At 44.2% G+C, this 11,910-nt stretch carries 14 protein-coding genes; 9 read left to right on the top strand and 5 right to left on the bottom strand.

Annotation, left to right across the window (positions count from 1 at the left end; all coding sequences use genetic code 11):
- The first annotated feature begins 242 nt into the window (after positions 1-242).
- On the top strand, positions 243-428 hold the full coding sequence (locus tag LA303_RS11105) for a hypothetical protein (protein ID WP_240525463.1): 186 nt from the start codon (positions 243-245) through the stop codon (positions 426-428).
- Positions 429-832: 404 nt separating this feature from the next.
- Here the strand turns inward: LA303_RS11105 and LA303_RS11100 are convergent, their stop codons facing one another.
- A complete protein-coding gene (locus LA303_RS11100) occupies positions 833-1,636 on the bottom strand; it encodes an MbnP family protein (protein WP_240525462.1) in 804 nt (267 codons plus the stop codon).
- 37 nt (positions 1,637-1,673) lie between these two features.
- Positions 1,674-1,967: an iron-sulfur cluster assembly protein gene (locus LA303_RS11095; RefSeq protein WP_240525461.1), complete on the bottom strand. Its 294-nt coding sequence runs from the start codon at positions 1,965-1,967 to the stop codon at positions 1,674-1,676.
- Positions 1,968-2,261: 294 nt separating this feature from the next.
- Here LA303_RS11095 and hisG point away from each other — a divergent pair, with 294 nt between their 5' ends.
- The 8 genes from hisG to hisIE are packed head-to-tail and all read left to right on the top strand — an operon-like array spanning position 2,262 to position 9,290.
- Entirely contained in the window at positions 2,262-3,119 is an 858-nt protein-coding gene (hisG, locus tag LA303_RS11090) for an ATP phosphoribosyltransferase (protein ID WP_240525460.1), read from the top strand.
- A gap of 11 nt (positions 3,120-3,130) precedes the next feature.
- Complete coding sequence (hisD, locus tag LA303_RS11085) at positions 3,131-4,450, top strand: histidinol dehydrogenase (protein WP_240525459.1); 1,320 nt, start codon at positions 3,131-3,133, stop codon at positions 4,448-4,450.
- 4 nt (positions 4,451-4,454) lie between these two features.
- Positions 4,455-5,519 carry a histidinol-phosphate transaminase gene (gene hisC, locus LA303_RS11080; protein ID WP_262901497.1) on the top strand — a complete coding sequence of 355 codons (1,065 nt, stop codon included), beginning with the start codon at positions 4,455-4,457 and terminating at the stop codon, positions 5,517-5,519.
- Positions 5,520-5,523: 4 nt separating this feature from the next.
- Positions 5,524-6,633 carry a bifunctional histidinol-phosphatase/imidazoleglycerol-phosphate dehydratase HisB gene (gene hisB / locus LA303_RS11075; protein ID WP_240525458.1) on the top strand — a complete coding sequence of 370 codons (1,110 nt, stop codon included), beginning with the start codon at positions 5,524-5,526 and terminating at the stop codon, positions 6,631-6,633.
- 10 nt (positions 6,634-6,643) lie between these two features.
- A complete protein-coding gene (gene hisH, locus LA303_RS11070; protein WP_240525457.1) occupies positions 6,644-7,225 on the top strand; it encodes an imidazole glycerol phosphate synthase subunit HisH in 582 nt (193 codons plus the stop codon).
- Positions 7,222-7,941, top strand: coding sequence for a 1-(5-phosphoribosyl)-5-[(5-phosphoribosylamino)methylideneamino]imidazole-4-carboxamide isomerase (gene hisA / locus LA303_RS11065; protein ID WP_240525456.1), 720 nt, complete (start codon positions 7,222-7,224; stop codon positions 7,939-7,941). The genes hisH and hisA overlap by 4 nt, the downstream gene beginning before the upstream one ends.
- The gene (gene hisF / locus LA303_RS11060) at positions 7,931-8,686 is read left to right on the top strand and encodes an imidazole glycerol phosphate synthase subunit HisF (protein WP_240525455.1); all 756 of its coding nucleotides are present in this window, start codon (positions 7,931-7,933) and stop codon (positions 8,684-8,686) included. The genes hisA and hisF overlap by 11 nt, the downstream gene beginning before the upstream one ends.
- Positions 8,687-8,696: 10 nt before the next feature.
- Positions 8,697-9,290: a bifunctional phosphoribosyl-AMP cyclohydrolase/phosphoribosyl-ATP diphosphatase HisIE gene (hisIE, locus tag LA303_RS11055; RefSeq protein WP_240527139.1), complete on the top strand. Its 594-nt coding sequence runs from the start codon at positions 8,697-8,699 to the stop codon at positions 9,288-9,290.
- Between the two features lie 219 nt (positions 9,291-9,509).
- On the opposite strand, the gene LA303_RS11050 is transcribed toward hisIE, so the two are convergent.
- From LA303_RS11050 to LA303_RS11040, 3 genes are all read right to left on the bottom strand, one after another.
- Positions 9,510-10,025 carry an STM3941 family protein gene (locus LA303_RS11050; RefSeq protein WP_240525454.1) on the bottom strand — a complete coding sequence of 172 codons (516 nt, stop codon included), beginning with the start codon at positions 10,023-10,025 and terminating at the stop codon, positions 9,510-9,512.
- 203 nt (positions 10,026-10,228) lie between these two features.
- Entirely contained in the window at positions 10,229-11,206 is a 978-nt protein-coding gene (locus LA303_RS11045; RefSeq protein WP_240525453.1) for an SPFH domain-containing protein, read from the bottom strand.
- A 7-nt stretch (positions 11,207-11,213) separates the two neighbouring features.
- A complete protein-coding gene (locus tag LA303_RS11040) occupies positions 11,214-11,645 on the bottom strand; it encodes an NfeD family protein (RefSeq protein ID WP_240525452.1) in 432 nt (143 codons plus the stop codon).
- Positions 11,646-11,910: the final 265 nt, after the last annotated feature.

Genomic DNA, 11,910 nt, shown 5'->3' with positions numbered 1-11,910 from the left:
TGCCTAAAGTGGGAAATCACAAATAACAAAAAAGCAAATGGCAAACGAAGTTCCAAAAAACAAAAAACAAATCACAAAAAAATCTCAAATTCCAAAAACCAACTGTTTTGTCCTTCTGAGCGTAGCGAAGAATCTATTTTAACAGCTGTGATTATTTTTAGATCCTTCACTGCGCTGCGCTCCGTTCAGGATGACATTAAAACGCTGTTAAATCGCTAAAAACAACCAATAACCAATGACTAATGACCAAGTTAGAAATCCCAAAAAACAAAAAATCAAATCACAAAAAAATCTCAAATTCCAAAAACCAACTGGTTTGTCCTTCTGAGCGTAGCGAAGAATCTATTTTAACAGCTATGATTATTTTTAGATCCTTCACTGCGCTTCGCTCCGTTCAGGATGACATTAAAACGCTGTTAAATCGATGAAAATCAACCAATCACCAATGGCTAATGACCAAAATTAGAAACCCCAAAAAGCAAAAAATCAAATCACAAAAAAATCTCAAATTCCAGAAATCAACTTCTTTTGTCCTTCTGAGCGTAGCGAAGAATCTATTTTAACAGCTGTGATTATTTTTAGATCCTTCACTTCGCTTCACTCCGTTCAGGATGACATTAAAACGCTGTTAAATCGCTAAAAATCAACTAATCACCAATGGCTAATAACCAAGTTAGAAATCCCAAAAAACAAAAAATCAAATCACAAAAAAGGCCCAAACGCAGAACGCGAAACGTCAAACTGCTGAAAATCAACAATTCACCATTCACCACTCACCATTCATCGTTCCACATCAAAAATCTTCCCATCCAAACTTCCTTGTTTACATTCCTTATTTTTTAGGATTCAGCACCTCTATTTTTTTGATAGAGAATACATCATGTCCGTTTTCGCAAGCCAGGTGCATGGCTTTTTGGTTTTGCATGATTTTTCCGCCCCAGACATTCAAATCGTAAATGTTTGGATTTTCAAACCATTTGTTGACATCCATATTCAGGGTAAGATCAACGGTTTGTCCGTTTTTAACCGTGAAAGAAGAAGCCGGCAGCGTTACTTTAAAGTAGTTTTGTACAAAACGTGTGATTTTTCCGGTAGAATCGTAAATCTGGCCAATTCCGAGATGAAAATTAAAAGGATGAAGGCTGCCCGTGGTGTCAATCCATTTTCCGTTCAGTTTCATGTAGTGGTATCCTCCGCCAAGATACTGGGGCCAGAACATGGCCGATTCAGGCGGGTTGGGAAAACGCAACGACCGGTTTTCTTTTTTGTTCATCCCGAAAGTAAAAGAGATGGAACTGTATTTTCCGGCCGGAATGCTATCCTTCAGGGTCCACTGCCAGGTTTTGGGCAGATCGGTATCTACATAATGAATGTGGTTTTTTGTGTTCAGTAAAACACTGTCGCCATTGGGTTTGTGCAGGCAAATGTCAGAAATAAAATATTGAATGTTGGTTACCATGTAATGATTTCCGGCAGCGTTCACATATTTCAGCGTGTCGTATTCCAGAGGTTGTTTTCCCACGCTGTGTTTAAACGTTATTTTCAGGTGGCCATATTGGGGCTGTTGCCGGCATGATGATAAAACAAAAATTCCGCTGATTAAAACCAGCATGGCGACGGTAAATTTCTTTTTCATGACATTCATATGAAAGTGTATTTTGGTTTATTTGATTTTATCCTTTCCATCCTTTGGCTTCCAAAGCCAGGAATTTTTCACGTTCTTCATCAGTCATAACGCGGGTATCATACTTTAAATTGTATCCCATCGCTTCCAGTGGGGCTTGTACCGAATGAATTAACGTATCGGCAATAGGGATATCCGGAAAAGGAAAAACAAAGGTGACTGTTACGGTATTGTCCACAACGTCAAGGTCTTGCAAGATTCCCAGCTCAACCAATGAAAAATTTATAGAAGGATGTCCTACCTGTGCAATGGCATCCAGCAGATTTTCTTTCGAAATGTTCATATTCTCCCGTTCTTTTTAATGTTTCAGAAAACAAAAGTATAAAAGGCAGTTCAATATGTTCAAAAAAATGTGATTTTTATTTGCATATTAAAAAATTAGTTTACTTTTGTCGCGTTAATTCGAGAAGAATGAGAACAACCAGGAGACATCATCATCATTTGCATTTTCACCCACTCAGGTGAGCAGATGATATTTGTCTCTATTTGAAAAATAAAATATCAAACCCATCTGAGTGAATCGGATGGGTTTTTTCTTTGGGTCCCGCCGGTTTACTCAGATAAAAAAAAGAAAAAAATGAGTAGATTGAAAATTGCAGTACAGAAGTCGGGACGTCTGAACCAGGGTTCCATCCAGTTGTTAAAAGATTGTGGAATTGTTATTGACAACGGAAAAGACCAGTTGAAAGCGCCGGCACGGAATTTCCCGCTGGAAATTTTGTTTTTACGCAATGCGGATATTCCCCAGTATTTGGAAGACGGTGTAGCTGATGCCGCGATTATTGGCGAGAACGTGTTGATTGAAAAGCCCAATAAGGCCGAAGTGGTCCAAAAACTGGGTTTCTCGCGTTGCCGGCTTTCTCTGGCGGTTCCTAAAAATGTAGATTATGCCGGAGCTGAATATTTCGAAGGGAAAAAAATTGCCACTTCTTATCCTTATACGCTCCAGACTTTTTTGGATAAAAAAGGAATAAAGGCCGAAATTCACGTGATATCGGGTTCGGTGGAAATTGCTCCGAACATCGGCCTTGCCGATGGGATTTGCGACATTGTCAGCTCGGGAAGTACGTTATTTAAAAACGGCTTAAAAGAAGTGGAAACCCTTTTGAAATCAGAAGCCGTATTGGCCAAATCGCAGAAAATTAGTGCGGAAGCTGATGAAATATTGCAAAAGCTGCTGTTTCGTATCCGGGCTGTGCTGGAAGCCCAGAACACCAAGTACATTTTAATGAATGTTCCTAATGACAAAATCGAAGAGGTTTCGGCGCTGTTACCGGTATTAAAAAGCCCGACCATCATGCCGTTAAAACAAAAAGGATGGAGTTCGTTACACACGGTCATCAAAGAAGATACTTTTTGGGAAGTGATTGATAAACTGAAAGCCGCCGGTGCCGAAGGAATTCTGACCATTCCCATTGGCAAGGTGGTTTTATAAAATACTGAACGATGAGAAAGTATAAAAATATAGCCCGGACATTATGGCCTGAGTTGTGTGCCCGTCCAAAATTACAAACCGGTGCACTGGATGAGCTGGTGCAGACGGTTTTTGAAAAGGTAAAAAAGGAGGGGGAAGAGGCCGTAAAATTTTATACCCAACAATTTGACAAAATTGAATTGTCCTCTTTGGTAGTGTCTGCTGAAGAATGGGAAACGGGAGCGGCAAAAGTTCCGCCGGCGTTAAAAAAAGCCATTCTAAGGGCCAAAAAAAATGTGGAGCAATTTCACGAAGCCCAGCGTCCGGAAGGATTCTCGCTGGAAACAGAACCGGGAATCCGCTGTTGGCAAAAGAGCGTTCCGGTGGAAAAGGTAGGGATTTATATCCCCGGCGGAACCGCGCCGTTGTTTTCCACTGTTTTGATGCTGGCTGTTCCGGCTCAAATTGCCGGTTGCGAACAGGTGGTGCTTTGCACACCTCCGGATAAACAGGGAAAGGTAGCGCCAGCGATTCTTTTTGCGGCAAAAATTACGGGCGTAAACCGGATTGTGAAAGCCGGAGGCATTCAGGCCATCGCCGCATTGACTTTCGGAACGGAAAATATTCCGAAAGTGGATAAGATTTTTGGCCCGGGTAATCAGTATGTGACAGCAGCCAAACAAAAAGCACAAACCGAAGGGGTGGCCATTGATTTGCCGGCCGGTCCTTCGGAGTTGATGGTGGTAGCGGATGATTCGGCCCAGCCGGCATTCGTGGCTTCTGACTTGCTTTCCCAGGCCGAACATGGTACAGACAGTCAGGTGGTGTGCGTATCGGACTCGTTGGAGCTTCTTGAAAAGATCAACGACGAACTGGAAAAACAACTTCCACAGCTTCCGCGTGAAGCGATTGCCCGCGCGGCCCTGAAAAATGCCCGTTTTCTCTTCTCGGCCGACAAAACGGAAACCATCAACTTTGTTAATGAATATGCACCCGAACACTTGATTATTGTTTCGCGTGAGGAAGATTTTTATTTGCAGAATCTGAAAAATGCCGGGTCGGTTTTTCTGGGTAATTATTCTCCGGAGAGTGCCGGCGATTATATCTCCGGAACCAATCATACCCTGCCTACCGGCGGATTTGCCCGGAGCTACGGGAGCCTCGGATTAGATGATTTCATGAAAAAGATCAGTTTTCAGCGGATTTCCCGCGAAGCTTTTGGTAAACTGGCGGCTGATATTGACATCATGGCCAAAACGGAAGGTTTGCAGGCACATGCCCGTGCAGCAACAATCCGGCTGGATGCGGAGCGTAAAACCGGTTTAACACAAAGTAATCAGGAAAAGGAGTAAGGCGATGGAAATTTTTAATTTACAACGGCTGATACGGAGAAATGTGGCGCAATTGAAGCCCTATTCCTCGGCACGTGACGATTTTTCCGATGAAGCGCAGGTTTGGCTTGACGCTAATGAGAATCCTTATCCGACAGGCTACAACCGTTACCCGGATCCCTGGCAGCGTACATTGAAATCTGTCATTTCTGAAGTGAAAAAAGTAGCTCCGGAAAAGATCTTTGTCGGAAATGGCAGCGATGAAGTGCTCGATTTGTTGTTCCGGGCTTTCTGTGAGCCCCGTTTGGACAATGTGGTTACCGTTCAGCCGGGATACGGAATGTATGAAGTACTGGCGCAAATTAATGATGTACAGTGCCGTACGGCTGATTTGCGTTCAGATTTCAGCTTGGATGCCGATGCGGTTTTGGCACTTGCCGATGCCCGGACAAAGCTGATCTTTTTGTGCTCGCCCAACAATCCTACCGGAAATGCTTTTGATGCAGAAGCTATCGAAACGGTGTTGCTTAATACCCATGCTTTAGTTGTGGTGGATGAAGCGTATGCCGATTTTTCTGAAAAGCCCGGTTTTCTGGAAAGACTTTCTTTTTTCCCGAATCTGGTGGTGGTACAGACACTTTCAAAAGCCTGGGGAATGGCAGCGCTCCGGTTGGGACTTGGGTTTGCCGATGAGGCAATTATCCGGGTGTTGAATCGTATAAAACCGCCTTATAATGTGAATCTGTATAGTCAGAAAGAAGCGATAAAACGGTTGCAGCAAGTGGAAAAAATGCAGGAACAGGTAAGGATTATTCTGGATGAAAAAGAAAAAATGCGTCGTAAGCTGGAAAAATTACCGGGGGTTACCCGCGTTTTCCCATCCGATGCGAATTTCCTGCTGGTGGAGATAAAAAATGCCACTTCCGTTTATCGCCAGCTGACCGAGCGGGGCATTGTGGTGCGTAACCGTTCCGGAATGTTGCATTGCGTTTCGTGCCTGCGTATTACGGTGGGAACACCCGAAGAAAATGAACAGTTGTTGTGGGAACTGAACAATATTACGGCATCTTTTTCAACGTTAAATCTTTAAACCTATGCAAAAAGTACTTTTTATCGATCGTGATGGCACCCTGATTATAGAACCGCCGGAAGATTATCAGGTGGACAGCCTTGAAAAGCTGGAGTTTTATCCCGGGGTGTTTCGCTATCTTTCGCAGATTGCCGAACTGGATTTTGAACTGGTGATGGTGAGTAATCAGGACGGGTTGGGAACCGAATCCTTTCCTGAAAATGATTTTCTTCCGGTACAGGAAAAGGTGCTCCGGGCACTGGAAAATGAAGGCATTGTTTTTTCTGAAGTGCTGATTGACCGTAGTTTCCCTGAAGAAAATGCCCCAACCCGGAAACCGCGCACGGGCATGCTGAAGAAATACCTTTCGGGAGAATATGATCTGGAAAATTCGTATGTGATCGGCGACCGGCTTACCGATATGGAACTGGCAGCCAATTTGGGATGCCGGGGAATTTTGTTACAGCCCGCAGATAAACCGGGTTTTGAAAAAGAGGTGCAGGTATTGCAAACCGATTCCTGGAAAGAAATCTACCGGTTTTTGAAATTGAAGCAGCGAACCGTGCAGGTGAAACGGGAAACAGCCGAAACGAGCATCGAATTGTTCCTGAATCTGGACGGAGAAGGGAAAGCGGATATTCAAACCGGAATCGGTTTTTTTGATCATATGCTGGAGCAGATCAGCCGCCACGGAGGAATGGATATCAATCTTCGGGTCAAAGGCGATCTGGAAGTGGATGAACATCACACCATTGAAGATACGGCACTGGTACTTGGCCAGGCGGTACGCCAGGCGCTTGGCGATAAAAAAGGAATCAGCCGTTATGGCTTTTATGTTCCTATGGACGACAGCCTGGCACAGGTGGTGCTCGACTTTGGCGGTCGTAACTGGATCGTGTGGGAAGCCGATTTCCAAAGAGAAAAAATTGGTGAGATGCCAACAGAAATGTTTTTCCACTTTTTTAAATCATTTTCCGATGCGGCAGCTTGTAATCTTCATGTGCAGGCTTCCGGAACCAACGAGCATCATAAAATTGAAGCCATATTTAAAGCGTTTGCCCGGGCACTGAAAATGGCGGTACAACGCCAGGCGGGAGATGACCGGGTGCCCAGTACCAAAGGTTTAATTGAATAAATTTTTTACGATGAAGATAGCAATCATTGATTACGGAGCCGGAAATGTGCGGTCGGTACAATTTGCCCTGGAACGGTTGGGTGTTTCCGGAAAACTGACGGCCGAGGCGGAGGAAATTATCCGGGCCGACAAGGTGATTTTTCCGGGGGTGGGCGAAGCGTCAAGTGCCATGGATGCTTTACGGAGATATGGCTTGGATCAGGTGATCCCGAAGTTGACTCAACCGGTACTGGGAATTTGCCTCGGGCTTCAGCTTTTGTGTGAATGGTCCGAAGAAGGAAATACCGATTGCCTTGGTGTTTTTCCTGCCAAAGTCCGCTCATTTCCTGACAACCTGAAAGTTCCCCAGGTGGGATGGAATACGCTTTCAGCCTTGCGTTCTTCCCTGTTTCAGGGAGTACGTGAAGCGTCGTATGCCTATTTTGTGCATAGTTATTATGTGCCGGTCAATTCGTTTACCATTGCGCAAAGCGAGTATGGTATCCCGTTTTCGGCGGCGATGGCCAAAGATAATTTTTATGCCTGCCAGTTTCACCCGGAGAAGAGCAGTACGACCGGAGAACAAATCTTAAAAAACTTTTTAAAACAATGAGAATTATTCCTGCTATTGATATTATTGGAGGACGTTGTGTGCGCCTTGAACAGGGCGATTATTCCCGGAAAAAGAATTACGATAGGCATCCCGTCGACCTGGCGAAAAAGCTCGATGAGGAAGGATTCCGGTATTTGCATCTGGTGGATCTGGATGGCGCCAAAGCCGGTAAGCCGGTAAACCTGAAGATTTTGGATGCAATCTGTTCGCAAACCCGGCTGCAGGTTGATTATGGCGGTGGCATTAAAGATACGGAAGCGTTGCTACAGGTTTTTGATCATGGAGCCCGGCAGGCTACTGCCGGAAGTATTGCGGTGAAGATGCCGGAAACGGTAACCGGCTGGATAGAAAAATTCGGACCGGAGAAAATTATCCTGGGCGCTGATGTAAAAGACAACAAGGTGTACATTGACGGATGGAAAACCGAAACCCGCTGGGATCTGTTTTCTTTTCTTGCGTTTTACATCGAAAAAGGCATTCAATATGTCGTGTGTACCGATATTGCCCGCGATGGCTTGTTGCAGGGTAGCGCGGTGGAGCTTTACCGGTCGGTTTTAAAGGAATTCCCGGAACTGAAATTGATTGCCAGTGGCGGTGTAAAAGGAGAAGCGGATTTGTCGGTGCTCCAAAAAGCGGGACTGGAAGGGGCCATTATTGGAAAAGCCTGGCTTGAAAATAAAATAACAACCGATCAAATGAAGAAATATGTTGGCTAAAAGAATTATTCCGTGTCTGGACATTAAAAACGGAAGAACCGTAAAAGGAACGAATTTTATCCGGTTACGCGATGCCGGCGACCCGGTGGAGCTGGCGCGGATTTATTCGGATCAGGGCGCTGATGAGCTTGTCTTTTTGGATATTACAGCAACCTCCGATAAACGTAAAACATTGGTTTCGCTGGTCGAAAAGATTGCCCGCGAAATCAATATCCCTTTTACGGTGGGAGGCGGAATCGGCAGCGTGGAAGATGTAAAAGCCCTGTTGCGTGCCGGTGCCGACAAAGTGTCGGTAAACTCAGCCGCTGTGTACCGGCCGGAATTGATTAATGAATTGTCCGCTAAGTTTGGAAACCAGTGTATCGTGCTGGCGATTGATGCAAACCTTGTGGGTGATCGCTGGAAAGTGTTTACGCATGGCGGACGCAAAGAAACAGAAAAAGAACTTTTTGCCTGGGCCGAAGAAGGACAGAAACGGGGCGCCGGCGAAATATTGTTTACGGCGATGACACGCGACGGAACCAAAGACGGCTTTGAGATTGAAGCCAATAAAAAACTTACCGGTATGCTGACGATTCCGGTAATTGCCTCCGGAGGCGCCGGAAAAATGCAGCATTTTTCGGAAGTCTTTTTACAGGCCGGTGTCGAAGCAGCCCTCGCCGCCAGCGTGTTTCATTATGGCGAAATAAAAATAAAAGAATTAAAAAATAAATTGAAAAAAGATGGAATTGTCATTCGAATTTAATAACAAACCGTTGCCGGTGAAATTTGACGAAAACAGCGGACTGGTGCCGGCGGTAATACAAGATGCCCAAACCAAAAAAGTGTTGATGCTGGGCTATATGAACCGTGAGTCGCTTCAAAAAACCATAGATACCCGGCTGGTGACTTTTTACAGCCGTAGCCGCAAAACGTTATGGACCAAAGGCGAAACCAGCGGAAATTTTCTCCACCTGGTGGATATTCAGTCAGATTGCGATAACGATACCCTGCTGGTGCAGGTCAATCCGGACGGACCGGTTTGTCATTTGGGAACGGATACCTGCTGGGGCGACGAAAATACGTTGCAGTGTGGATTTTTAACCGAATTGGAAAAGGTGATCGACGACCGTCGTCAAAATCCGACGGAGAAATCATATACCGCTTCTTTATTCCGGAAAGGGATCAACAAAATAGCACAGAAAGTGGGAGAAGAAGCCGTGGAGGTGATTATTGAAGCCAAAGACCAAAACGACGATTTGTTTCTCAACGAATCCGCGGATTTGATTTATCATTTCCTGGTGCTGTTACAAGCCAAGAATTTCCGGTTTGAAGACGTGCTGGAAGTGTTGCGTAAAAGACACGCGTAAACGGTAAATTTCCCGGTTCCGGGGGCTTGTAATACCAATTGAAAATCAAAGTGCTTTTGGGATTGAAATGAACCAAAAGCACTTTGATTTAACATCGGCATTTACCATTGTAAATTGGAGCCGGGAAGTTTATGCTGTTTTTTTGCCGGATGGATTGGAGATCTTTTTCTCTCTTGTTTTGTCCTGCCAAATTGGTTTGATCCGCCATTGTGAAATGCGCTACTGTGCTTCGTTTTTATATTTCTGATGGTATTGATTTAATTTGTCGTTCAGTTCTTTGTAAGTCATTGTGAGACCTGCCGGTGTGATACTAAAAGGCGATCCGTAATGGTTAAGGTTATATCTCATCAATTCTTTTTGGAGGAAATTGGTTTCGTTTTCAACCCATTTTTCCGGATCTTTTACAACAATTACCATGATTTTTTGACCAATCATTTTTATTTCTTTGAATTCGATAATGTTGTCCCATTCGATAAATCCGCTGAACGATTGCTGAGGGTTTATGTAAATTCCTTTGTCGTCAATTATTAATGCAGCGTTCGATTTTATCACTTTCTTGGTCCCGATAAAAATACCCCATCCGAAAAATAATACGGTAACAATTCCCATCCAACGAATTGAAACCGGGGCCGTTCTGTCTAAACTTATCCAAAGTCCCAGTGCAACAAGCAGGATGGAGCCGATGACCCCGAATATTGTTTTTTTCTTGCTCGAATATATTTCTATCCGGTCCATTTTTCTAAACTAAAATAAAGTGGCGGGCAGTGTTTTGCCTTCTAATTTTCAAATATGCAAAATTTTATTCTTATAGCTGTTCCCATACAGCAAAACCGCTTTCATTGTTCGGTTTCCTGTTTGCGAATATCGTGATTGGGCGTTTATCCGGAAAAGCCGGGGAAGTTGTTGTTTTCCGGTCAGGAAAAAGTGTGTTTCCGTTTTTACTGTTTAAACATCTCTTTGATTCCGCCGAGCGATCCGAGTACGCCGGTGGCTTCAAAAGGAATGTACACCGTTTTGTTGTCTTTGCCGGTGACCATTTCCTGTAAAGTTTCAATGTATTTGGTGGCAATCAGGTAGTTGATGGGATTTCCGCTTTTTTCTTCAATGGCCTCACTTACCAGTTTAATGGCTTTGGCTTCCGCCTCAGCAGTTTTTATCCTGGCCTGAGCCTGTCCTTCGGCTTTCAGGATTTCCGACTGTTTTTCTCCCTCGGCTTTTTTGATCTCACTTTCTCTGAAACCTTCAGCTTCCAGAATTTTGGCCCGTTTTTGTCCTTCGGCTTCCAATACGGCGGCGCGGCGGTCGCGTTCGGCCCGCATCTGTTTTTCCATGGCCTCTTTAATGTCTTCCGGCGGATTGATGTCTTGTAATTCCACCCGGTTGATCTTGACGCCCCATTTGTTGGTGGCTTCGTCTAAAATAGTACGCAGTTTGGTGTTGATGGTATCGCGTGAGCTGAGCGATTCATCCAGTTCCAGTTCGCCAATTACATTTCTCAGGGTGGTCTGTGTCAGTTTTTCAATGGCATCGGGCAGGTTTTCGATCTCGTAAATGGCTTTTACAGGATCCATAATCTGAAAATAGAGAATGGCATTGATCTGTACGCTGACATTGTCTTTGGTGATCACATTCTGTCGCGGGAAATCGTACACGGTTTCGCGCAGATCAATTTTTGATTTTTGTTTGAACCGGATGTGTTTCCGGTCGTCCATTCCCTCTACAACATAACGCCAGGTGATGTTTCGCGGTTTGTCGATGATCGGCCAGATAATGTTGATTCCCGAATGCAGGGTGCGGCTGTATTTTCCCAACCGTTCAATAACCATTACTTCTGCCTGTTGAACAATTTTAAATCCGGAAAGGGCAAAAATAAATACGAAAAGGGCCAGCGCCCCCAAAACAATAAGTGTTCCCATAATAGAATTAATTTAAGGGTTTTACAATTAAAATAATACTGTCAATTTCAATTACTTCCACGGTAGCTCCTTTGGCGATGGATTCGTTTCCGGCAGTCATGGCTTTCCAGTCGTCTCCGTCAATGGCTACCCGGCCGGTGTGGGTTTCCGGATTGATTTCTTCGGTTACCTTTCCGGTTTTCCCGATAAGGGCATCACGGTTGGTTTTTACCGGTTCTTTATATCCGAATTTGTTGATGAGCGGCCGGATAAGAAAATAGGTTAATGCCATGCCTGCTGCAAAAAAAAGGATTTGCCACGGTGTGGAAAGTCCCAGATAACTGCCAATAGCCGCAAAGAAAAAACCAATACCTGCCGAACCGGCAATAAAACCGGCCGTAAAAATTTCAACGATAAAAGCGACAATGCCTGCCGCTACTAAAATTTGCCATGTTTCCATTGGAATAAGTGTTAATTGTGGTGATGGGTCACGGGTTTTCTGTTTTTATTGCCGTAAAGTTAGGAAAAAATGTATGATAACTATGAAACCGGCGCGGCTTTTTGTTTGATGATAAGTTAAGAAGTGAAAATAGTATGACGATTATGGTGGCGGCAGTAAAAGCTGCCTTTTTTTCATTTTTATTGGCTTGTGCAAATGGTGAATGTGTCTATTGTGTGTTAGTTTTTATTTAATATTTTCTTGTAGCAAATTTATTTTTGTTGTT

Source organism: Candidatus Sulfidibacterium hydrothermale (assembly GCF_020149915.1).
Taxonomy (GTDB): domain Bacteria; phylum Bacteroidota; class Bacteroidia; order Bacteroidales; family F082; genus Sulfidibacterium; species Sulfidibacterium hydrothermale.
This window is presented reverse-complemented; position numbering and strand designations above follow the sequence as displayed.